This is a genomic window from Paenibacillus sp. NPDC058174 (genome assembly GCF_042883865.1).
Lineage (GTDB): Bacteria > Bacillota > Bacilli > Paenibacillales > Paenibacillaceae > Pristimantibacillus.
Window position 1 is genome coordinate 50,727 of sequence record NZ_JBHVUY010000003.1, and the last position, 22,668, is coordinate 73,394.

A 22,668-nucleotide genomic window follows, 5' to 3' on the forward strand; every position below is an offset into this window, starting at 1 on the left:
TTCTTTATTTGCATGGTTTGTATAGCGGTTGCCGGCTGCTATGCAGCAGAGTCTGAATCCCATTCGCACAGAAAGGTAAAAATAAGGGCACAGAGCCATGGAAGAACGAACCGTTCGCGGATGGGGATGCGGGGCGGAGCTTTTGTGTTATAATGGAATGTGCAAAGCTTATAGGCTTGATTGTAAATTAATGTTGCTGATGATTATGCGTGCAGAGGTGAAAGGTTTGAAACCCGGATTGAAATCGGTTTTATGGAGCGGAGCGGCATTGCTCCTTATTTTGTTACTGGCAGTGCCTGGTCTTAATTTATTGTCTGTTCTGCTGTTAATGGTGCCTTATGTCGTGCTGTTCAGCACGCTTTCGGCGAGATCCTTCTTGCTGCATTTGGTTCCGGTATGGGTAATAGCAGCCATCGTTCTGGGTCCGGGAATATTGATCGTAGCGTTGTTTTTCCTGATCCCGGCAGTCGTGATGGGACAGCTGTACAAACGGAAGGAACCGGCCGCCAGGGTGCTTAAGATGACCTTTGTGGCGGTACTGGCTTTATTGCTGCTTGAACTGATCGTATTCGAATACGTGCTGGACTTGTCGGTATTTGACCAAATGCGTACGGTGGTGCGAGACATGGTATCGGATCTGCGCAGCAACAATTTGGTGCCGGCAGTATGGACCGATGATTACACCGATCTTATGATTCGTATGATGATCAACTCGATTCCTGTAGCTTTCATGATGATCGCATTCATGTACTCGGTCATTACGCATTTTATTGCCCGCCGGATCTTGAACGCCAAGGCATACGGCATGGAGCTGCCGGGCACACCGGAGGCGAAGGACTGGAAGCTGCCGCGTTCGCTCGTTGTATTTTACTTAATCGTATACGTGCTGGATCTGTTTGTATCTGCAGAGAGCAGCTCGTTTCTCCCCATCGCGTTAATTAACCTGATGCCGCTGCTGCGGCTTGCGTTTGCGATTCAGGCTGTCGGATTCTTCTTCTTCATTGCCCATGAACGGGGTTGGCATAAAGTGGTTCCCGTACTGATTGCGATACCGGTGCTGCTGTTCCCGCCGCTGAGCATCATTGGCGTGCTGGATGCCGCTTTCCCAATCCGCAAGTCGTTTAAGAAAACATAGCACGGGAGCGAAAAGGAAATGCCGAAGTTTCTTGTCACGCGATGGCACGGAATGCATCAGGTCTGGGCTTTCGCATTAATGGTATTGATGACGGTGGCGCTGGCCTGGTTTCAGTGGATACTGGGCCTCATCGCCCTGTTGCTGACGATTGCCGCAGGCGTCTACACGGTGCTTGCGGAACGGGCGTTCCGCAAAGATTTGAAAACTTATTTGGGGACGTTGTCCTACCGGGTGAAAAAGGCGAGCAACGACGTCATCACCGAGCTGCCCATTGGCATCATTCTGTATAACGAAGAGAAGACGGTTGAATGGCATAATCCTTATATCTCGCAAATGATGTTTCAGGATTCGGTCGTCGGGCTGCCGCTGGGTGAACTGTTTCCTACGCTGCAGCAGGCCAAGGACCGAGAGGGAACGGTGGAGGCTACCTTCGGGGGCCGGATTTACCAGCTTCTGTTCAAGCAGAAGGAACGTATTCTGTATGTAACTGACATAACGGACAACTGGCAGCTGAACAAAAAGTATGATGACGAGAAGCTGGCGCTTGGCGTAGTGATGATCGACAGCCTAGAGGAAGTGACTCAGGGCATGGACGATCATCAGCGAAGCTCGCTTCAAGCGAAGGTAACGACGGAAATTACGGAATGGGCCCAGCGCTTCCATATTTACTTGAAGCGGCTGACGTCCGACCGGTTTCTGCTTATTACCGATCAGAAAACGCTGCGTCAACTGGAACAATCCCGATTTGTTGTGCTGGATGAAGTCCGCGAGATGACCGGGGATCAGAAAATTCCCATTACGCTCAGTATCGGCTTTGCAGCCGGAGCAGAAAGTATCGTAGAGCTTGGGCAATGGGCCCAATCCAGTCTCGATATCGCGCTTGGCCGCGGTGGCGATCAGGCATCCGTCAAGTTTGGCGGAAGACAGTCGTTCTACGGCGGCAAATCCAATGCCGTGGAGAAACGAACCCGTGTCCGGGCCCGTGTCGTGGCGCATGCACTGCGTGATCTCATTCGCGAGAGCAGCAACGTCGTCATTATGGGGCATAAGATGCCGGATATGGATGCGATCGGCGCGGCAATCGGCGTGCTGAAGGCAGCTCAAATCGGCGGCAAGGAAGCTTATATTGTATTGGAGGGCATCAATCCCGCCATTCAGAAAATGATGGAGCTGCTGCGCGAGGACGACAAGTTCGCCAAACGATTCGTTACGCCGGAGCAAGCCCAAGGGCTGATGGATTCGGGAACGCTGGCAGTCGTCGTCGATACGCATAAAGCTTCGATGGTGAAAGAGCCGAAGCTGCTCACCTTGACGAATAAAATCGTCGTCGTCGATCATCATCGCCGGGGCGAGGAATTCATCTCCAATGCAATACTCGTCTATATGGAGCCTTATGCTTCATCGACTTGCGAGCTGGTAACGGAGCTGCTGCAATACATTCATGACCGCATCACGCTGGATGTGCGCGAATCAACAGCGCTGCTGGCGGGTATTACCGTCGATACGAAAAGCTTCTCGCTGCGAACCGGCGCGAGAACGTTCGAGGCGGCGTCGTTTCTGCGCCGCAACGGTGCCGATTCGATGATGATTCAGCGCATGCTGAAGGAGGATCTCGAGGAGTATGTGAAGAAAGCCGAGATCATTAAGCATGCTGGCGTCTATTATGAGCATATCGCCATCGCGGTGGCGGAGCCTGGCCGGAAGGTTCAGCAGCTGCTGATCGCACAGTCAGCGGATACGCTGTTGAATATGACCGACATTCTGGCTTCTTTTGTGATCGGCGAGAGGCCAGACGGTTTGATCGGCATTAGCGCCCGTTCGCTGGGCGCGATGAATGTGCAGGTCGTGATGGAGCGGATGGGCGGCGGCGGACACTTGACAAATGCCGCTGCGCAGTTGGAAGGCACAGTAATGGAAGTAGCCGATAAATTAAAGCAGGTATTAGAAGAAATCGAAGCGGAAGAGGGGTTATTTGAATGAAAGTGATCTTTTTGAAAGATGTGAAGGGTCAAGGCAAAAAGGGTGATATTAAGGATCTGTCGGAAGGCTATGTGCGTAATTTTCTGCTGCCGCAAGGACTTGCCAAGCTGGCATCTGACGGCAACCTGAAGACACTGGAGGTTCAGAACGCCTCCGAAGCGAAGCGCAAGGCGCAGGAGAAAGCTGACGCTCAGGAGCTGGGCAAGAAGCTGGAAGAGTTAACAATCGTCATTAAGGCGAAAGCTGGTGAAGGCGGCCGTCTGTTTGGCGCAATTACAAGCAAGCAAATTGCAGAAGCTCTGGCGGATCAACAAGGGATTAAGGTCGATAAGCGTAAAATTGAGCTGGACGAACCGATTCGCACGCTGGGTGTAACGCAAGTGCCGCTGAAGCTGCATGCTGACGTAAAGGCGAAGCTGAACGTTCAAACGGCTGAAGAATAAGCTCTTGTGCTTCCCCCTGCTGGAGGCAGCAGCACAGAAGATTTTAGCCATTATATGAACAGCAAAGGTGCAGTTGAAAGCGACTGAAAGTTGGGCTTTAGAGCTTTTTGAGCGATCAGCCTGCACTTTTGTTTTTTACGGCTGGAAACAACCTGCACGATGACAGGCAGGGTATGATCCTGTAAACTTTATAAGTTGCACGACAACCTTTAGGAGGGAACCATGAGTACAGAGCTGATGTTTGATCGTGTTCCGCCGCAAAATTTGGAGGCGGAGCAGGCCGTTATCGGCGCCATCTTGCTGCAGTCCGAGGCGCTTATTACAGCGATGGAACGGGTACGCAGCGAAGACTTCTACGGCGTCCCCCATCAACGCATTTATGAAGCGATGGTCGAGCTGGCGGAGAGCAACCAGCCGGTTGACCTCGTCACGCTGACCGCGCATTTGCAGGATCAGCAGCTGCTGGAGGAGATCGGCGGCGTGTCGTATCTCGCCAAGCTGGCGAATGCCGTGCCGACAGCAGCCAATGTCGACTATTACGCGCAAATCGTCGAAGAGAAGTCGATGCTTCGCCGCCTGATTCGTACCGCTACCAATATCGTCTCGGACGGTTATGCCAATACCGATGAAGTGAGCGTGCTGCTCAGCGACGCTGAACGCAAAATTCTAGAAATCTCGAACCGCCGCTCCAGCAGCGGCTTCATCTCCATTCGCGATGTGCTGATGGAGGTGTTCGAGAAGGTCGAGACGCTTTATAATACGAAAGGCCAAGGGATGACCGGCATCCCGTCGGGCTTCACTGATTTGGACAAGATGACTTCGGGGTTTCAGCGAAGCGACTTGATTATCGTAGCCGCTCGTCCATCCGTAGGTAAGACAGCGTTCGCGCTCAACATCGCGCAAAACGTCGGTGTTCGCGCCCGCGAGACCGTAGCGATCTTCAGTCTCGAGATGTCCGCGGCACAGCTCGTCCAGCGGATGATCTGTGCGGAAGCGAACGTTGATGCCGGACGGATGCGTACCGGCTATCTTGAAGGCGATGACTGGGAGAAGCTGACGATGGCGATTGGCGCCTTGTCCGAGGCTCAGGTCTATATCGATGATACACCGGGCATCACCGTAGCGGATATCCGCGCGAAATGCCGCCGCTTGAAGAAGGAACGGGGCCTTGGCATGATTCTGATCGACTACCTCCAGCTCATTCAAGGGCGCGGCAAAGCCGGCGAGAACCGGCAGCAGGAAGTATCGGAAATTTCCCGTACGCTGAAGCAGATTGCCAGGGAGCTTGAAGTGCCGGTAATCGCCTTGTCGCAGCTTAGCCGGGGCGTAGAGCAGCGGCAGGACAAGCGTCCGATGATGTCCGACCTTCGGGAATCCGGCTCGATCGAGCAAGATGCTGACATTGTCTCCTTCTTGTACCGGGACGATTACTACGATAAAGAATCCGAGAAAAAAAATATTATCGAGATTATTATTGCCAAACAGCGTAACGGTCCGGTCGGAACGGTAGAGCTGGTCTTTCTAAAAAATTTCAATAAATTCGTAAGCCTTGACCGATCGCATGAAGATCCTTCACAAGCTTCCTAAATTGCTAGATTATATCCGAACAATTGCATGGGTCTCTGTGCAATTGTTCGTTTTTTGTTTGACTTCTTTCCAGTAGACTGCTACACTAATATTGCTGTCTTTCTGACAATTGACGGGCTGCTCCTCAGTCGGGCATCGCGTACTATGTTCACAGACGGTAAATTTCGATGTGCTCAAACATCGGACGGGGGTATGTTTTATGTCTACGGTAGTTGTTGTCGGTACGCAATGGGGAGACGAAGGGAAAGGCAAAATTACCGACTATTTGGCGGACGGTGCAGACGTAGTCGCTCGTTACCAAGGCGGTAACAATGCCGGGCACACTATTCTCATCGACAATAAAAAGTACAAATTAACGATGATTCCATCAGGTATTTTCAATCACAATAAAATATCCGTAATCGGCAACGGCATGGTTATTAACCCGCAAGCGCTGATTGACGAAATTAACTATATTCATGACAACGGTTTTTCGACCGACAACCTGAAAATCAGCGATCGCGCGCATGTCATTATGCCGTATCACCTCGTATTGGACGGTTTGGAAGAAGAGCGTAAAGGCGATAATAAAATCGGCACGACCCGCAAAGGCATCGGTCCTTGCTATATGGATAAAGCGGCGCGCAACGGCATCCGGATTGCCGATCTGATGGACGCTGAAGAATTCGAATCGAAGGTTCGCCGTCTCGTTATCGAGAAGAACCAAGTGATTCAACAGGTTTACGGCGGCGAGCCGCTGGAAGCAGACACGATCGTTACAGAATACTTGAGCTATGCCGAAGTTCTTCGCAAATACGTAACGGATACTTCCGTTGTATTGAACGATGCGATCGACGCTAACAAAAAAGTGCTGTTCGAAGGCGCGCAAGGCGTTATGCTTGATATCGACCAAGGTACTTATCCGTTCGTTACTTCGTCGAATCCGTCTGCGGGCGGCGTATGTATCGGATCGGGCGTTGGCCCGTCGAAAATCCAGCAGGTTATCGGCGTAGCCAAAGCTTACACCACTCGTGTAGGCGACGGCCCGTTCCCAACGGAGCAAATCAATGAAATTGGCGACCTGATTCGCGATAAAGGCCATGAGTACGGTACGGTTACAGGCCGTCCGCGCCGTGTAGGCTGGTTCGACAGCGTTGTTGTCCGCCATGCACGCCGTGTTAGCGGCATCACGGGCTTGTCGCTCAACTCGCTTGACGTAATGAGCGGGCTTGAAACCGTTAAAATTTGCACAGCTTACAAATACCGCGGCGAGACGATCGAGCACTACCCGGCAAGCCTGAAAGTATTGGGCGAGTGCGAAGCGGTATATGAGGAGCTTCCGGGATGGTCGGAAGACATTACGGGCGCGAAGACGCTGGAAGATTTGCCGGTTAATACGCGCAACTACTTGAACCGCGTATCCGAGCTGACAGGTATTCCAATCGCTATCTTCTCCGTAGGCCGCAACCGCGAGCAGACGAATCCAGTTGTATCGATCTACGGCGAATAATAGCATACAGCTTTCATCTAATAGGATGGTCCCTTAGGGGCCATCCTATTTGGTTTGTTCAGCCTGTGTTTGCAGTGAAGCGGTTGTCCAATCTCTCCACTTTCCGAGACATAAGAGTTAGACTGCGCAGTTGCCATCTCAAACATACATTACATTCCAATAATGTCGCTAGTGAAGGGAATGTATGCTCTTATTGTTGACCATAATGGTTGATAGAGCATAGAAGAGGGTAGGGAAGGGTGAGCGCAATGTGGAAAATGACAGGCTGGCTGGCGAAGACTGTAGCGGCCGGGCTTATCATAAGCTTTCTATCGATTTGGACGACAGGCTATATTGTGAATAGCTATGTCGAAACGCTATTGAAGCAGTATAACCTGCCGCTGGAGGTGCAGCCGATGGCACTGTCGGGCGTGTGGGGCAAGCTTTGGGGCGCCGGACCGGCTGCTCCTGCCGGTCAAAAGCAGCCGGCGGACAGCGAGGCAATCGATGGCGGGAACGGAGGCAGCAAAGGCAAAGGCGATTCCCCTGTAGCCATTGATGCGTTCGGCAGGGAGGAGACAGAGCCCCCTCCGTTAACCGATATTGGCATCGGCGGAGGCAGTAAAGCAGAAGGCAGTACCGCAGGCGAAGGCGGCGCAGGGGGAATCAGCTCCGGTCAAACCGAAGGGAAAGTAGAAGCGGGCGAGGAACCGGTCGACGGAACCGAGACAGCCGTCACAACTGAGGATTTGAATCAGGTGAAGAATCAAATGAGCGATGCGGACAAGGATGAATTGTTCGGATTATTAATGAGCAAGCTGCCCCAGGATGCGTGGCAGACGATCTCCGGTTATATGGAGAATGGCCTTACGGAGCAAGAGCTGACGGCTGTTCAGCAGATTATGGCCCAGCATCTGGATACAGAACAATACGAACGAATGATGAATATTCTGAAAAAATATTAATCATTTACTCTAGCGAGAATCCTTGCCCGTGATAATAGGCTTATGTTAAAGTATTAGGCGAATGATCCGACAGGATTTTCGCCTTTTTTTTACTCTCAAATCTAGGAAGAAAGTGGCAGTACCACTCTCGAAAAGGAGACGATCATGAGCGAGTTTAGGCCTAAAGATCGAATCCGAAAGTCATGGAACGCAACCGTTCAATTCTTTCGGCAAGCTCGACCGCAACAAAAGCAAGGCATGATTCAGCAGCAATCGTCAAGCGAGACCGCGCCATGGTGGCGTACGAAGACGGCAATGATTACGGCAGGGATTGTCGTTATCGCCGCAGCGGCCGGCATCGGCGGAACTCAATATGTACAAGCCAACACCGTTGATTACTATAATGTATATAGAAATGGAACAGTCGTCGGATCGGTAAGCGATCCATCTGAAGTAGAGCAATTGATAGCGAAGCAAACCGAAGCGGTCGAGAACAGCAATCCGGAGCTGCGGATGGTTCTGGACGCAGGCACGATCACATATACCAGTGAAAGTGCTTTCAAGGCAGTGCCTGAGACAGAAGTAACGCTGGACAAGCTGGCAGGGATGTTTGGTTCCCATGCAGTAGGCGTGGAGTTGAAGATTGACGGCAAGACAGTCGGGATTGTGAAGGATCAGGCGACAGCCGATGCCATTCTGACCCGTGTGCAAAGCAAGTATGCGCCGCAGCTCGCAGCTGCGAAGAAGAAGTCTGGCGAGGTCACGACGCTTTCTTACAGCGGCGCGGCAGCGAAAGCAAGCGGTGAAGGCTCCGCTAAAAGTGGCGTTGAGCTCAAGGCCGTGCAGTTTGTAGAAGAAGTGAAGACAACAGACGTTTCTATTGATCCGAGCAAGATCGCGAATGCAGACGATCTGTATAAGCAGCTCATTCAAGGCAGTATTCAACCGACAAAGTATACGGTTCAGCAGGGTGACTGCATCGGCTGTATTGCGGAGAAGTTCGATATTTCCCCGCAAGTCATCTATGACAACAACCGGTGGATTGAGGAAGACAAGATTAAAGCCGGCGACGTGCTGGATTTGACCGTGCTGCAGCCGGAGATTACTGTTAAGACGATTGAGAATGTAGTGGAGACGGTCAAGATCGAGCCGCAGGTGGAAATTCAGAAGAATGCCAGTATGCGGGCGGGAGAAACGAAGACGATTCGCGAGGGTACAAGCGGACAGAAGCGCCTTACATACCGCGTTGTGAAGCAGAACGGTTATCTGGTCAGCGAGGAGCTGGTGGATAGCGAGGTGCTGGTAAAGGCTATTCCTTCTATTATCGTGAAGGGCACGAAGGTGATCCTTGGCGAAGGATCGGGCAAATTCGCTGTTCCGGTCAGCAATTGGTCGCTATCGAGCAAGTACGGCCAGCGTTGGGGCCGTTCGCACAAAGGCATTGATATAACCGGCAACAAAACGATTAAGGCAGCGGATAACGGCGTTGTTACGTTTGTTGGCACGAAGAACGGTTATGGCAATACGGTTATTATCGATCACAAAAACGGCTATGAAACGCTTTACGGGCATTTAAGCTCCTTCGATGTGAAGGTAGGCGACATTGTGGAGAAGGGCGATAAAATCGCCATTATGGGCAGCACTGGCCGTTCGACCGGCGTGCATCTGCACTTTGAGATTCACAAAAACGGAAGCGCACAAAACCCGTTGACGTACTTATAAATTGGATTATCCGGAATACCGCTTGGGCTGGCGCCTGAAGCGGTATTCTTTTTTATGCCAAATGCTGCAATGAAGGAACTTTAATTGTGAACGCGGGGCGTCCATATGGTAAGATAGAAGCATATTATGAGGACAAGCGACAGGCGGTGTGACGATGCACGGAAAAATTTTAGTGGTCGACGACGAACAGCCGATTGCAGATATATTGAAATTCAACTTGGAGAAGGAAGGCTATGAGGTTATTTGCGCATTCGACGGCGGCGAGGCGGTTCGTCTCGCGACGTTGGAGACGCCCGACCTGATGCTTCTCGACTTGATGCTGCCGGTAAAGGATGGCATGGATGTGTGCCGCGAGGTGCGCTCGAAGCAGCTGCAAATGCCGATTATTATGCTGACAGCCAAGGATACCGAGATCGACAAGGTGCTCGGTCTGGAGCTTGGCGCGGATGATTATGTGACGAAGCCGTTCAGTACGCGAGAGCTGCTTGCACGGGTGAAAGCGCATTTACGCCGTCAGCAGAAAGCGGCGGAATCGGCTGCGGCAACCGCAGAAGCGGGACAGTCAAGCGACGGTGCTGCTGCCCAGGCAGAACCGGAGAAGCAGGGCCTCAAGCTGTTCAACCTTTTTATCGATACAGATATGTATGTTGTCTACAAGGACGGAGAGCCGCTCGATCTGACCCATCGGGAATATGAGCTTGTCTACTATATGGCGCGCAACAGCGGCAAGGTGATGACGCGCGAGCATTTGCTGCAAGCGGTATGGGGCTTCGAGTATTTTGGCGATGTCCGTACAGTAGATGTGACGATCCGCCGGTTGAGAGAGAAGATCGAGGATGATCCGAGCCGTCCGGAGTATATTATGACGCGGCGCGGCCTCGGCTATATGATGCGCAATCCGAAGTCGGGAGGGTTCGGCTGATCATGAATGGCAAGCGGTTTTTTCGCACCATTCAGGTCAAGCTCGTCATCATCTATTTGCTGCTGATTCTGGTTGCGATGCAATTGATCGGCGTCTATTTCATCAGCACGATGAAGACGTCGCTGACGGATAATTTCACGAACAACTTGAAGGAGCAGGCCGATATTCTCTCCAAGCTGGCAGCCCGCAATTTGGCGATGAAGCCGAGCAGCGACAGTGAAGCCAGCAGCGAGAGTGCAGAGGACCTTAGTCTTGTCGTGCGCAATCTGTTCAGTATCAGCGGCACAGAGGTGCAGGTGCTGGACGGCAACGGACGGGTTGTTGCGACTTCGCTGCAGGTGGCGGAATCCTATATCGGCAAGAAAAATACGTCGCTTGCGGTTAGCCGGGCGCTGCAGGGCATTTCGGACAACGAAGAAGAGGTCATCGACGAGAATGGCGTGCGGAAAAAAATTATCGCGCTGCCCGTCACTTACAACGACAATGAGCGTGTTGTAGGGGCCGTCTATATGGTTGCGTCCATGGACAGCTTGTATGATACGGTAAACCGGGTCAATCAGATCTTTTTCTCCGGCCTGCTTATCGCCTTGGGGTTAACCGGTTTACTGGGCATCCTGCTCGCGCATACGATTACGAGCCCTATTCAAGGATTGACGCGGCAAGCGTCTGCGGTAGCCGAAGGAAAGTTTGACCTGCAGGTGCCGGTGCTGGGTGATGATGAGATCGGCCGGCTTAGCATGGCCTTTAACGATATGACGAAACGGCTGAAAGAAGCGCTCTCTGTCAACGAAGAAGAGAATGAGAAGCTGGGCTCGATTCTGTCGAACATGAGTGATGGTGTGATCGCGGCTGATGAGCACGGGCAAGTGATCATCTGGAACCGGCGGTCGCTTGAGATGCTTGAGGTGCAGAGCTGCGAGGGCTGCAGCCTGTATGAATTGCTAGGCTTAACGGAGCCTATGCTTCGCGAGCTGCAGCAAGGCAAGCAGCAGACTGTTATTTTGTCGCGTGAACAGGAGACCGATGAGCCGGAGGGTGTTCTTCGCGCTACGTTCACGCCGATTCACAGGCGGGACAAGGGGATTACGGGTACGATTGCGGTTCTGCAGGATATTACCGAGCAAGAGAAGCTGGAGCAGTCGAGACGGCAATTTGTTGCCAATGTCTCGCATGAGCTGCGGACGCCGCTGACGACGATTAAGAGCTACGCAGAGGCGCTCGATGATGGCGCGCTGTCGGAGCGTGAGCTGTCGGAGCGGTTTGTAGGCGTTATTCGCAACGAGACGGAGCGGATGATCCGCCTCGTAACCGATCTGCTGCATTTGTCGCGGCTTGATTCCAATCAGGCGCCGCTCCGCAGAAGGCAGACGAATGTCCATGAAATGCTGGACGAGGTAGCGGACCGTTTCTCCTTCCAGCTGCGGCAGAAGTCGATTCGGGCTTCTATCCGGGTGGACAGGAGCTTGAAAACCGCTTGGCTGGACCGCGATCAGATTGACCAAGTCTTGGATAATCTGATGTCCAACGCGATTAAGTATACGCTTGATGGCGGCACCATCGAGCTGGGGGCGCAAAAGCCCGATCCGGCATCGATCGCAATTAGCGTCAAGGATACGGGTATCGGAATTCCGAAAAAGGATTTGTCGCGCATATTCGACCGTTTCTACCGGGTGGATAAAGCCAGATCACGCAATATGGGCGGTACAGGCCTTGGTCTGTCCATTGCCCGGGAAATTGTAAAAGCGCATGGCGGCACGATCTCGCTGAGCTCGGAGCTGAATGAAGGAACGACCGTGACTTTCACGCTTCCGGCGCTGCAGCAAGAGGATGGTGAATCCGCATGATTGAGAGAGCGAAGACGACGCTGCTGGTGCTGCTTGTGGGGCTTAGCCTGCTGCAATCCTATCTGCTGGCGTACAGCATGCCGGGTTTAGGCGCGACAGTAAAGACCGAGCAGGACTACATTAATGCGGAGCCGCTTGGCGAAGAAGCTTCTGTGGAGGATGTTGTGTTTCCAGAGGAGCTGGTTATTCACTTCGGCGGGGACAAGCACACCGTGCTTTACCCAGGCTCAACGTTCTATGACATGATTCTGAAGGAACGGATTCAGGGACGTGAATTTAAAGGGTTCCAGCGTAATCCGGTCAACGTCCTCAATTGGGATGATGTCCGGAGAAATGATATCGGCGTGGAGCTTCGCTTCCATAACGGCATTCCCGTCGATTTGCTGAAAAAGCTGTTGAAGGTGCAGGGCGATCTGCTGTTTCTTAACGAGACAATCGACCGGATCTGGATTTTCAAGACGAAGGATACCGAGGATGTACGAACCTTCTTCTTCACCGCTGACGGCGAGAAGGTGTATGAATCGGCGCAAGCCGATTTGACGGTACGAGACGTACAGGACTATGTCGGCTTTGGTGAGTATCAGACGAAGTATATGGTGACAGCCGATGGCATCTACTTGCCGGATAAGCCGATGCAATCCGTTGAGATGGTGTTTCCTTACGAGGTTTATTCGCCGGATTTGATGCAGCGCAACCTGTTCTTCGATCCCGGCACGACGAAGGCGCTGGAGGACCGGAACGGCTCGCAGATTTTCACCGACGGCAAACGGGGACTCCAAGTGGAGCAGAACGGGAAGTGGATTACGTATACCAACCCGGCAGCATCGCAAAGCAAGGATAATCTGCTTGGTGACAATGTGTATGCATCCGTCGAGTTCGTCAATGAGCATGGCGGGTGGGATGGTGTACACCGCTTCGTGAATGCCAGTCCGGATAAGGACGGCAAAGCAGCCAAAACGATTATGTTCCAACAGTATTTAAACAATTATCCGGTTATTGAAACGCGGAATTTCCAATACGGGACGATCCGGCTGACCTTGCAGCAAGGCACAGTGACGGATTATACCCGTTCCTTGATTACACTGGCGGACAAGGCAAAGTCCAGGCAGGCAAGATGGCTGCCGGGCGGCGAAGACTTGCTCAAAGCGTTCGAGCATTATGAACGCCGTTCGGAAGCAGTCCGGGTCTTCCCGGCACTGCAAGCACAGCCGATGGAGGATAACGAGCTGCGGTTCGTTCCTGTATGGGGCGTACTGCTGAAGGATGGCACGAATGATGTGCTGTTGCAAGCTTATCCCGTAGGCTACACACCGCCTAAGACGGAAGATGAAACGACGGCCCCGCCGGCTGGGAAAACGGGAACCGACGGTAAAGCAGCAGATGGTAAGGGCGGAAAAGAATCAGCCGATGCTTCGGGTGATGATGTGAAAGGGAATGCCGCAACAGGCAAGGCAGTGGTCGGCGGCGGCAAAACGGCGAGTACGACTGGTGAGGGTACCAGTGACGGGGCTGCTGCGGGAACCGCTGCTGGCTTGAAGGCGAGTACGATGAAAATCAAGCTTGGCAGCAATGCGGGGCTGCCGCGTTAAGCGGCAAGCAAGCGAAGCAATTGAAGCGGATGCGGAGGTGTTGACCGTTGGATTGGGGCAGAGCGAAGAGCGTACTTATTATATCGTTTCTGCTGCTGAATATATTGCTGGGCTATCAGCTCTGGGGCGATATTCGGGAGCAGCTGAACGCAAATAAAAATACGGCGGAGCTGCCGCCGGAGACGGTCACAATCATGAAGCAGAAGCGGATTGAGCTCGATGCGACGCTGCCGCCGGAAACGCCCAAGCTGCGAGACTTGACCTATTCCTTAACGAACGGCGGCCCGGAGGCACAGAAAGAAGTGAAGCTGGCGCAGCCGGTGGACAGCAAAATTATTTTCTCGCCGTCGGAATTGCAAAAGACGCTCGGCCATATTATTCCCGATCTCGATCAGTACCGGTTCGACATTACGATGAGTACGGACAAGGTATGGATGCTTTACCGGGTGGCGGATAACCGGCCAATGTTCGATGTGAAGCTGGAGCTGTTCTACAGCAATCAGAAGATAACGAGCTACAAGCAGGTGCGCGTCGATGTACTGGGTCCTGGCGAGTCCAAGGAGCAGACGGTGCTTCCGGCATCGAAGGCTGTTGCGCCGTTCATCGAGCGTAATCTGCCGGACGGCTCGATTATCCGGGATATTCAGCTTGGTTATCACGGCCAGACATTTGATACAGAGACGCAAGTATCGGCGCCTTATTGGCGGGTGCTGATGGATGATGGCGTTGTCTATTATATTCATGCGATCAGCGGGGAAGTCGCGCAGGACAAAGAGCAGCAGCAGCTAGAGAAGTAGAGTAGTGGGTAGGGATTGGCTTGTCATGGGGCCGATTCTGATGCAGGGCAGGGGAGAAAGGACAAGAAGGCAAAGATGGGACTTTCGTTTACAGTGTTGGGGAGCGGCTCGACAGGCAATGCGACTGTCGTTAGCAGCGGGGATAAGATGGTATTGGTTGATGCAGGACTAAGTATGAAAAAAATGGACGAGCTGATGCGCGGGCAAGGCGTATCCGGCCATCAGATTGATGCGTTGTTCGTGACGCATGAGCATTCCGACCATATTAAGGGACTTGGCGCTTTCGCGCGCAAATATGAGCTCTCGATCTACGCCAATGAGGCGACATGGGGCGGAATGGAACGCCATATCGGGACGATTGCGCCGGAGAAGCGGGTCATCATGGAGACGGGCGAGAGCTTCACCTTCGGCTCGATGAAGGTACAGTCCTATCCGATCTCGCATGACGCGGCAGAGCCCGTCGGCTATACGTTCGAGTGTGATGGCGAGAAGCTGAGTCTGGCGACGGACCTTGGCTATATGAGCGATAAAGTGAAGCGGGAAATTATAGATTCTGACGTACTCGTGTTGGAATCGAATCACGATACCGAAATGCTGCGGATGGGGCGGTATCCTTGGAATATTAAGCGCCGCATTTTAAGCGATGTTGGCCATCTATCGAATGTAGCAGCCGGAGAAGCGCTTTGCGAGCTGATCACGGACCGGACGAAGCGGGTGTACCTGGCCCACCTCAGTCTGGATCATAATATGATGGATCTCGCGATGCTGACGGTGAACTCCATTCTGGAGAATAACGGCATGTTTTATAAAAAAGAAGAGCATCCGCTCCGCCCAACGTATCATGACCGGCCTACGGCATGGGATGAAGTGAGGCGGAAATAAGCGAATCCAGCTCAGCGTCGAGCTGTTCGGCTTTCAGAGCAAGCTCTTCGCGGGTCAGCAATCCTTTGTCTATAAGCAACTCCAGCATGGCGCTGAGGGTAAGAACAGTACGGTAGTGCTCGTCCTTCAGATCGGCAACTTTGGCAGCTAACTGCACTTGCTCCCAAGCGGATGGCGAGGCAGATTTGGAACCGGATTTCGTTATTTTCATAGTGAGAAGATGCTCCTTTCATAGTGAGGAAATAATTGCATAATAAAGTGATGGAATCTATTATTATTTTAGTCATATGTTCCGAAAATATTCCTAGAAAGAAAGATTCATATTCGCTTGCGGGAAACGTTTCAAAGCAGTCTATATTCGGGTAAGAGTAAGAGAAGGATTGTTGCTCTGAAATGCGGCAGACCCGCATAGGTTTAAAGTAGTTAAGGGAAGGTGCGGGGCTTATGTTTTTGTCCGGCAGCCTGACGGTTACGGTTACATACTAGATTGATGGAAACATTATCGGGTTGCCAGCTTGAAGTCTTTTCGTTAAGTTGAGAGTAACTGACCAATAACATAGCATGAGCGAAAGAAGTCGTCATATTGGCTTATTAGAGATATACAAATAATCTTGATGCCTCGTCCGGCGTCGAGAGGAGCGATCAAATGGGATTATTCGATGACGATTTCTATTCCACGAAAGTATCAAGACGCGCGCGTTCTTCCCATCGGAAGGACGACCGGCTTTTTTCCAATAGACGCGGCGGCCGTAACTGGTCGAATGTCCGCATAGCATTTATTTCTTCTTTTACAAGCGCGGTTGCTGCAGTGCTGCTGTTTTCCGTCTTTTTCGGCGGCGGCCATAACGGCGGCGGTGTTGGTAAAAGCGCAACTGCTGCTGCTACGGTAGCGGCCAGCGATTCGCTGGAGCAGCGGACGATCCAAGCATCGGCAAAGGTGAGGCCGGCGGTTGTCAGCATCGTCAATGAGCAGCGTTTCCCTTATGGATTTGGCTCGGTGCCTGAAGATGGCGATAGTGGCGGTGGCGATAGTGCCGCAGATGATTCCAAAGGGAGTAAGGATTCAGGCAGTGCTTCCGAAGGAACGCTTCAGGAGGCGGGCGTAGGCTCTGGCGTTATTTTCAAAAAGCAGGACGGCAAAGCTTATATTATTACGAACTATCACGTCGTCGTCGGTGCGGAGTCGGTGAAGGCGATTCTCGTGAATGGTGAGCGCCGGGAAGCCCGTGTAGTTGGCGAGGACCAGATCACAGATCTCGCTGTGCTGGAGATCAATGCGAAGGGAATCGACGCGGTTGCGGAGATTGGCGATTCATCCAGCCTGCATGCTGGGGAGTTTGTCATCGCGATTGGCAATCCGCTTGGACTTGGCGATTCGCTGTCGATGGGCATCGTGAGCAAGACGCGGCAAATCGTGCCGGTGTCCTTGAATCAGGATGGCGTCTACGACTGGGAACAGGAAGTTATCCAAGTGGATGCTTCCATTAATCAGGGCAATAGCGGCGGACCGCTGATCGATTTGAACGGACGTGTTGTCGGCATTAACAGCATGAAGATCGCAGATATCGGCGTAGAAGGGCTTGGCTTCGCTATACCGATCAACAATGCGATGCCGGTCATCGACAGCCTGATGGCTAAAGGCTATGTGCCTCGTCCGTATTTGGGCGTATATACAATGGATTTGGAGCAATACTTTGCTCAGCAGGGGAAAGCAGGCTCTGAGGGCGGTTCCGGCGATGCCGAAGGCGGATCGGATGCAGTGGCGCCGGCGCTGAAGCTGCCGGATGAGATTTTATCGGGCGTGATTGTGCTGGAAGCAGTAGGCCCCGCCAAGGATGCTGGACTGAAGTTCAACGACGTCATTACGAAGCTGGATAAGCAGAGCATCGGTAGCACGATGGAGCTGCGTAAATATTTGTACGGTAAGAAGAAGATCGGCGATGATATTGAAATTACGTATTATCGCGACGGCAAGCTGAAAACCGCGAAGTTCAAGCTGAGCGAGAAGACGAATGAAGATGATTAAGGGTTGAAGCGGGCAGGCTAGTTGTAGAGAAGTCACAAGGTCAAGCCGGGAAGGAAGAACGTATGAACGCGATAGAGAAAAGAATTGAGGAGCTGTACCGCTATAACCCGGATTTGACGCCGCCGGTGGATCTGGATGCGTTCTGGCAGCAGACTTTCCAAGAGGCGGCGATGCGTCCGCTTCACGGGACGAGAGTGTTGACGGAGACCCCTTTTCCGGCGGTTGATGTCTATTATGTTACTTATGAAGGTTATGACGATACCCCGCTGAAAGGCTGGTATATCGTGCCGAGGTTTATGGATGGCATGGGGCCATTGTCATGTGTTGTGGTTTTCCACGGCTATACGGACGGCAAAGGTTATCCTGAGGCGTATGCCGACTGGGCGCTGCTCGGTATGGCGGTGTTCGCTGTCGATGTCCGCGGCCAAGGCGGCGAGACCGGCAACCGAATGGACAGCGAGTATGGGATGACTAAAGGCTGGCTGACGCAGGGAATTTTGGACAAGGACCAGTTCTACTACAAAGCGATTACGGTGGATGCACTGAAGGCGCTGGAATGGGTAGCAGAGCAGCCTGAGATTGATCCGTCGCGGATCGCCGTATATGGCGACAGCCAAGGCGGAGGTCTCAGCCTGATGATGGCGGCTCTAAGTAATGTGCCGGCCGCCGTCGTGGCGAACATTCCGAACATGTGCCATATGGATTTTGGGATTTTGAACTCGACCAGCTCCTTGCAGGAAGCGGCTGAATTCGTTCACCGTTCCCCCGAGCATTTGAACGCGGTGCTGAATACGCTCAGCTATTTCGACATGGTGCATCTCGCCGAGATGATCGAGGTGCCGGTGATGGTATCGGTTGGCTTGAAGGATACCGTCTGCATGCCGGAGACTATATTTGCGGCGTACAACCGCATCCCGTCGGAGAAGGTGCTTAACATTTACCCGTTCACGGGTCATAGTGTGAGCAGTTATCAGAAGCGGCAAGCGATGGAGTTTTTGAAGAAGCATTTGTGAGGACAGTTGCTTGCGAGCAGCTGTGTGAGCAGTTGCGGGAGCAACTGTGAGAGTAACTGTGAGAGAAACTGCAAAAGCAACTGCAAAAGCAACTACAAGAGCAACTGCAAAAGCAGCAACTGAGAGAGCAAATGTGTGGGGCGCGTCCTGGGGGACGCGCTTTTTTGTTGGTTGTTGGCTGGTGGGCGATGTGATGCAGAAGTGGTATGGATGCGGGATGTAGTAATGACGGGAGACGTGGGCAGGGTTACAAGTAGATAAGAGGGGTGGAGATGGAGCAAAATGTAAAAGTACATTTTGTTCGAGGTGAAATGGGCTGTAATGGGGTTCAAAATGCAAAAGTGCATTTTGAATGGCGGATTTAGCGGGGAATGGGCTATATTTGGCCGTTTCACCTGCACTTTTACATTTAGAGCAGCAAAATCGGCGGTTTTAGGTCGATTAAAATGTATTTTTGCATTTTGAGGCTGGCGAATGGTGGAGTTGGCGGGCAGAAATACCGGGAATGGGGTAGTGGAAGTCTTTTTCCCTTCACAGGCATGTGGAAATTCTGCTATGCTTGGGGTAGATTAATAAACCACGGCTAAGAAAGAGGAATCGACATCTTATGTATTGTGTATGCAAACAACATGTAGAGCTGGCTATTGATAAATTTGTGGACGAGTATGAGGATGCGCCTGATATCGTTGACTTGGAAAAAACCGAATTTGCGGACTGGGACCCTCCGCGCAGTTGTGATCTGTGCGAGCAAGGCGCCGAGTTCCTGGTGGTGTAGCTGGGATGCATATTCAGATTGCGGCGGTCGGGAAGCTGAAGGAGAAGTATCTTGTGCTTGGCATCGCGGAATATGCCAAGCGTCTCGGGCCTTACGTGAAGCTCACGCTCACGGAAGTGCCCGATGAGAAGGCGCCGGAGACGATGAGTCCGGCGGAGGAAGCAATTGTGCGCGAGCGAGAGGGAGAGCGGCTTCTAGCGCAGCTGAAGCCGGACGCCCATGTTGTCGCGCTCGCGCTGGATGGCGAGCTCTGGTCAAGCGAGGACCTCGCGACCCAGCTCGATAAGTTAGCCACGTATGGGCGCAGCCACGTGGCTTTTGTTATTGGCGGGAGCACGGGACTGGCTCCCGCCGTGCTTCAGCGCGCCCAGCAGAAGCTCAGCTTCGGGCGCATGACACTGCCGCACCAGCTAATGCGGCTGGTGCTAGTGGAGCAGGTGTATCGGGCAGTGAAGATTAATCGGGGGGAACCGTATCATAAGTAAGGCGAAATTTTAGTTTGTTTAATGTGAGAGCTGAAAACTCATTAACTTTTAAGGGGTACTTAGCAATTTATTTCCTGACAGATGATTGTTTGAGAATTATAATTATTATGAGATGTCCTGAGTATATCAGAGGCAGTTACAGATGAGAATTATTTTGTATCCGAATTTATGTTGGTTTTCAAGCATTAGATCCTAATATTTCATTTTTCCGGGGTTGAAAAGCTTTCTTATTTGACAACCACCAGATAGGAGAACCGATGAAGTCTGAAGCAGAAACACGAAAAGAACTAATTGATGCAAAACTTTATGCTGCCGGCTGGGATGTTGACGATTATTCTCAAGTTACAAAAGAGTTCGACATTTCCATACCTTTAGGTGAAGGCATAGCAGAGGCGCGAACGCCTTATGAAGGACATCAATTTAGTGATTATGTTCTGTTGGGGAGAGACGGGAAACCGCTGGCAGTTGTTGAAGCTAAGAAGACTTCCAAAGATGCTGCGATCGGTCGGGAACAGGCGAAACAGTATTGTTACAACATTCAAAAACAATACGGCGGCAAACTCCCATTCTGTTTTTATACGAACGGTCTTGAGGTTCATTTCTGGGACTTGGAGAATTACCCACCTAGAAAAGTAGTTGGGTTTCCAAGCCGAGATGATTTAGAGCGATTCCAATATATTCGGGAAAATAGAAAACGACTTGCTGATGAGCTAATAAACACTGAAATTGCCGGAAGGGATTATCAGATTCGTGCGATTCGTGCAGTGATGGAAGGAATAGAGAAGAAACAACGGAGCTTTCTTCTAGTGATGGCCACGGGAACCGGGAAAACAAGAACCTGTATTGCCCTTGTGGATGCTCTAATGCGTGCAGGCCATGCTGAACGGGTGTTATTTCTGGTGGATAGAATAGCTTTAAGGGAGCAGGGACTAACTGCTTTCAAGGAACACTTGCCCAATGAACCCCGTTGGCCTAAGGTTGGTGAGAAGTTAATTGCGAAAGATCGCCGTATTTATATTTCAACCTATCCTACAATGCTTAATATTATAAGGGAAGAAGGCAATACCCTCTCACCACACTTTTTCGATTTGATTGTAATTGATGAAAGTCATCGCTCCATATATAACACATACGGAGAAGTGCTCGATTATTTCAAGGCGATCAATCTTGGATTAACGGCTACTCCAACAGATATCATTGACCATAACACTTTCAAGCTATTCAACTGTGACGATGGTCTTCCAACATTCGCTTACACGTATGAGGAGGCAGTTAATCACATTCCGCCTTACTTGTGCAATTTTCAAGTGATGAAGATACATACTAAGTTTCAGGATGAAGGTATTAGCAAACGGACGATCTCCTTGGAAGACCAAAAGCGATTAATCCTTGAGGGTAAAGAGGTTGAAGAGATCAATTTCGAAGGCACTGAGTTGGAGAAGACGGTTATCAATAAAGGTACCAATGCGCTCATTGTGAGAGAGTTCATGGAGGAATCAATCAAAGATACAAACGGTGTCTTGCCTGGGAAAACGATATTCTTCTGTTCTTCCAAGTCTCATGCCCGGCGGATCGAGCAAATATTTGACTCACTTTACCCGGAATACGCAGGTGAATTGGCTAAGGTGCTTGTCTCGGATGATCCACGTGTTTCTGGGAAGGGCGGACTCCTGGATCAGTTCACCAATAACGATATGCCTCGCATTGCACTTAGTGTTGATATGCTGGATACAGGAATTGATATTAGAGAACTGGTTAACCTTGTTTTCGCTAAGCCAGTTTATTCTTACACCAAGTTCTGGCAGATGATTGGTCGGGGTACTCGGCTATTAGAATCACATAAAATAAAGCCCTGGTGTACTGAAAAAGACCGGTTCCTTATTCTGGATTGCTGGGACAACTTTGAATATTTCAAGCTCAACCCCAAGGGCAAAGAACCTACTGCTCAAATTCCGCTCCCTGTGATTTTTGTTGGTATCAGGCTTGATAAGATTGAAAAGGCACTCGATTTGCACAACGATGACATTGCTGAGAAAGAGATTGATAAGCTTCGACAACAAATTCAGGAACTCCCGATAAACTCAGTGGTTATTCAGGAGTCAGCTACAGACTTACACAAGATAGAGGATGATAATTTCTGGACGAAATTAACGCATGACAAAATTGAATTCTTGCATGCTACCATAAAACCACTATTTCGAACGGTTTCACAAACGGATTTCAAGGCAATGCGATTCCAGAAAGATCTACTTGAAGCATCGTTGGCGATGTTGGCTAATGAACAAAGGAAACTCGAGACATTAAAGGATAACATTGTAGAATTGGTTAGCGAACTTCCGCTATCGGTTAATATTGTGGCCAAGGAAGAGGCTATTATTATGCTCGCTCAAACAAATAACTATTGGGCAAAGGCAACAGACGATACATTCGACGAGCTTGCTGTAAGGTTATCTGCTCTTATGAAATATCGGGATATTGATGTTAAACCTCTTGGACCTGCTCAGTATGACTTTATCGATTCACTGAAAATAAAAGAAATGGTGGAATTCGGTCCCGAACATTCAGCAGTCAGTATCTCTAAGTATCGTGAAATGGTGGAGAAGCTCATTATGGAGCTTACAGAGAGTAACCCCATTCTGCAAAAGATCAAAGAAGGAATAGAGATTTCCGAAGATGAAGCACAGGAGCTTGCCACACTATTGCATGATGAGCATCCGCATATCACCGAAGATTTACTTAAGAATGTGTATAAAAACCGAAAAGCAAAGTTCATGCAGTTCATTAGGCATATTATGGGACTTGAACTATTAGAAAGCTTTCCTGAAACAGTCACCAGGGCATTTGATCAATTCATACATAGCCATACGAATCTAAGCTCCCGGCAACTAGATTTCCTAATCCTGCTGAAGGAATTTATATTGGAGAAAGAGACCGTGCAAAGGCGGGATCTGATCGAATCTCCCTTTACGGTATTACATCCGCAAGGAATCCGAGGCTTATTTACCACTGCGGAAATCAACGAGATTATAGAACTTACAAAAAAGGTGGCAGCATAA

18 protein-coding genes are annotated in these 22,668 nt (G+C 51.0%); 17 read left to right on the forward strand and 1 reads right to left on the reverse strand.

Features of this window, described 5'->3' with window-relative positions:
- Positions 1 to 217: 217 nt before the first annotated feature.
- The 12 genes from ACFVVF_RS16505 (at position 218) to ACFVVF_RS16560 (ending at position 15,313) form a co-directional block, all read left to right on the forward strand.
- The gene (locus ACFVVF_RS16505) at positions 218 to 1,135 is read left to right on the forward strand and encodes a DUF2232 domain-containing protein (protein WP_387811661.1); all 918 of its coding nucleotides are present in this window, start codon (positions 218 to 220) and stop codon (positions 1,133 to 1,135) included.
- An 18-nt stretch (positions 1,136 to 1,153) separates the two neighbouring features.
- Positions 1,154 to 3,115: a DHH family phosphoesterase gene (locus tag ACFVVF_RS16510; protein ID WP_387811664.1), complete on the forward strand. Its 1,962-nt coding sequence runs from the start codon at positions 1,154 to 1,156 to the stop codon at positions 3,113 to 3,115.
- Positions 3,112 to 3,558 (forward strand): 50S ribosomal protein L9, encoded by a 447-nt coding sequence (gene rplI / locus ACFVVF_RS16515; RefSeq protein WP_387811667.1) that lies wholly within the window; start codon positions 3,112 to 3,114, stop codon positions 3,556 to 3,558. The genes ACFVVF_RS16510 and rplI overlap by 4 nt, the downstream gene beginning before the upstream one ends.
- A gap of 222 nt (positions 3,559 to 3,780) precedes the next feature.
- Positions 3,781 to 5,145 carry a replicative DNA helicase gene (gene dnaB, locus ACFVVF_RS16520; RefSeq protein ID WP_042169723.1) on the forward strand — a complete coding sequence of 455 codons (1,365 nt, stop codon included), beginning with the start codon at positions 3,781 to 3,783 and terminating at the stop codon, positions 5,143 to 5,145.
- A 199-nt stretch (positions 5,146 to 5,344) separates the two neighbouring features.
- On the forward strand, positions 5,345 to 6,634 hold the full coding sequence (locus tag ACFVVF_RS16525; RefSeq protein WP_387811671.1) for an adenylosuccinate synthase: 1,290 nt from the start codon (positions 5,345 to 5,347) through the stop codon (positions 6,632 to 6,634).
- 239 nt (positions 6,635 to 6,873) lie between these two features.
- Entirely contained in the window at positions 6,874 to 7,578 is a 705-nt protein-coding gene (locus ACFVVF_RS16530) for a hypothetical protein (protein ID WP_387811672.1), read from the forward strand.
- 237 nt (positions 7,579 to 7,815) lie between these two features.
- Entirely contained in the window at positions 7,816 to 9,279 is a 1,464-nt protein-coding gene (locus ACFVVF_RS16535; protein WP_387811675.1) for a peptidoglycan DD-metalloendopeptidase family protein, read from the forward strand.
- Positions 9,280 to 9,433: 154 nt separating this feature from the next.
- On the forward strand, positions 9,434 to 10,201 hold the full coding sequence (gene yycF / locus ACFVVF_RS16540; protein WP_387811678.1) for a response regulator YycF: 768 nt from the start codon (positions 9,434 to 9,436) through the stop codon (positions 10,199 to 10,201).
- Between the two features lie 2 nt (positions 10,202 to 10,203).
- Positions 10,204 to 12,045 carry a cell wall metabolism sensor histidine kinase WalK gene (gene walK / locus ACFVVF_RS16545; RefSeq protein WP_387811681.1) on the forward strand — a complete coding sequence of 614 codons (1,842 nt, stop codon included), beginning with the start codon at positions 10,204 to 10,206 and terminating at the stop codon, positions 12,043 to 12,045.
- On the forward strand, positions 12,042 to 13,634 hold the full coding sequence (locus ACFVVF_RS16550; protein WP_387811684.1) for a YycH family regulatory protein: 1,593 nt from the start codon (positions 12,042 to 12,044) through the stop codon (positions 13,632 to 13,634). Before walK ends, ACFVVF_RS16550 begins: the two co-directional genes overlap by 4 nt.
- A gap of 47 nt (positions 13,635 to 13,681) precedes the next feature.
- Positions 13,682 to 14,431, forward strand: coding sequence for a two-component system regulatory protein YycI (yycI, locus tag ACFVVF_RS16555; RefSeq protein ID WP_387811687.1), 750 nt, complete (start codon positions 13,682 to 13,684; stop codon positions 14,429 to 14,431).
- Between the two features lie 75 nt (positions 14,432 to 14,506).
- On the forward strand, positions 14,507 to 15,313 hold the full coding sequence (locus ACFVVF_RS16560) for an MBL fold metallo-hydrolase (protein WP_387813099.1): 807 nt from the start codon (positions 14,507 to 14,509) through the stop codon (positions 15,311 to 15,313).
- Here ACFVVF_RS16560 and ACFVVF_RS16565 read toward each other — a convergent pair.
- Entirely contained in the window at positions 15,282 to 15,524 is a 243-nt protein-coding gene (locus ACFVVF_RS16565) for a hypothetical protein (protein ID WP_387811690.1), read from the reverse strand. The genes ACFVVF_RS16560 and ACFVVF_RS16565 overlap by 32 nt on opposite strands.
- A 435-nt stretch (positions 15,525 to 15,959) precedes the next feature.
- On the opposite strand from ACFVVF_RS16565, the gene ACFVVF_RS16570 reads away from it, so the two are divergent.
- The 5 genes from ACFVVF_RS16570 (at position 15,960) to ACFVVF_RS16590 (ending at position 22,668) form a co-directional block, all read left to right on the forward strand.
- Complete coding sequence (locus tag ACFVVF_RS16570; RefSeq protein ID WP_387811692.1) at positions 15,960 to 17,339, forward strand: S1C family serine protease; 1,380 nt, start codon at positions 15,960 to 15,962, stop codon at positions 17,337 to 17,339.
- Between the two features lie 62 nt (positions 17,340 to 17,401).
- On the forward strand, positions 17,402 to 18,352 hold the full coding sequence (locus ACFVVF_RS16575; RefSeq protein WP_387811695.1) for an acetylxylan esterase: 951 nt from the start codon (positions 17,402 to 17,404) through the stop codon (positions 18,350 to 18,352).
- A gap of 607 nt (positions 18,353 to 18,959) precedes the next feature.
- Complete coding sequence (locus ACFVVF_RS16580) at positions 18,960 to 19,127, forward strand: CxxH/CxxC protein (protein WP_188889925.1); 168 nt, start codon at positions 18,960 to 18,962, stop codon at positions 19,125 to 19,127.
- A 5-nt stretch (positions 19,128 to 19,132) separates the two neighbouring features.
- The gene (gene rlmH, locus ACFVVF_RS16585) at positions 19,133 to 19,612 is read left to right on the forward strand and encodes a 23S rRNA (pseudouridine(1915)-N(3))-methyltransferase RlmH (protein WP_387813102.1); all 480 of its coding nucleotides are present in this window, start codon (positions 19,133 to 19,135) and stop codon (positions 19,610 to 19,612) included.
- Positions 19,613 to 19,869: 257 nt separating this feature from the next.
- Positions 19,870 to 22,668, forward strand: coding sequence for a type I restriction endonuclease subunit R (locus tag ACFVVF_RS16590; protein ID WP_387811700.1), 2,799 nt, complete (start codon positions 19,870 to 19,872; stop codon positions 22,666 to 22,668).

Excerpts from the sequence above, each read along its gene's own strand:
- ACFVVF_RS16510 (WP_387811664.1), top strand. The coding sequence starts at position 1,154 with ATGCCGAAGTTTCTTGTCACGCGATGGCACGGAATGCATCAGGTCTGG.
- rplI (WP_387811667.1), top strand. The coding sequence starts at position 3,112 with ATGAAAGTGATCTTTTTGAAAGATGTGAAGGGTCAAGGCAAAAAGGGT.
- dnaB (WP_042169723.1), top strand. The coding sequence starts at position 3,781 with ATGAGTACAGAGCTGATGTTTGATCGTGTTCCGCCGCAAAATTTGGAG.
- ACFVVF_RS16525 (WP_387811671.1), top strand. The coding sequence starts at position 5,345 with ATGTCTACGGTAGTTGTTGTCGGTACGCAATGGGGAGACGAAGGGAAA.
- ACFVVF_RS16535 (WP_387811675.1), top strand. The coding sequence starts at position 7,816 with ATGATTCAGCAGCAATCGTCAAGCGAGACCGCGCCATGGTGGCGTACG.
- yycF (WP_387811678.1), top strand. The coding sequence starts at position 9,434 with ATGCACGGAAAAATTTTAGTGGTCGACGACGAACAGCCGATTGCAGAT.
- walK (WP_387811681.1), top strand. The coding sequence starts at position 10,204 with ATGAATGGCAAGCGGTTTTTTCGCACCATTCAGGTCAAGCTCGTCATC.
- ACFVVF_RS16550 (WP_387811684.1), top strand. The coding sequence starts at position 12,042 with ATGATTGAGAGAGCGAAGACGACGCTGCTGGTGCTGCTTGTGGGGCTT.
- ACFVVF_RS16560 (WP_387813099.1), top strand. The coding sequence starts at position 14,507 with ATGGGACTTTCGTTTACAGTGTTGGGGAGCGGCTCGACAGGCAATGCG.
- ACFVVF_RS16565 (WP_387811690.1), bottom strand. The coding sequence starts at position 15,524 with ATGAAAATAACGAAATCCGGTTCCAAATCTGCCTCGCCATCCGCTTGG.
- ACFVVF_RS16570 (WP_387811692.1), top strand. The coding sequence starts at position 15,960 with ATGGGATTATTCGATGACGATTTCTATTCCACGAAAGTATCAAGACGC.
- ACFVVF_RS16575 (WP_387811695.1), top strand. The coding sequence starts at position 17,402 with ATGAACGCGATAGAGAAAAGAATTGAGGAGCTGTACCGCTATAACCCG.
- ACFVVF_RS16580 (WP_188889925.1), top strand. The coding sequence starts at position 18,960 with ATGTATTGTGTATGCAAACAACATGTAGAGCTGGCTATTGATAAATTT.
- rlmH (WP_387813102.1), top strand. The coding sequence starts at position 19,133 with ATGCATATTCAGATTGCGGCGGTCGGGAAGCTGAAGGAGAAGTATCTT.
- ACFVVF_RS16590 (WP_387811700.1), top strand. The coding sequence starts at position 19,870 with ATGAAGTCTGAAGCAGAAACACGAAAAGAACTAATTGATGCAAAACTT.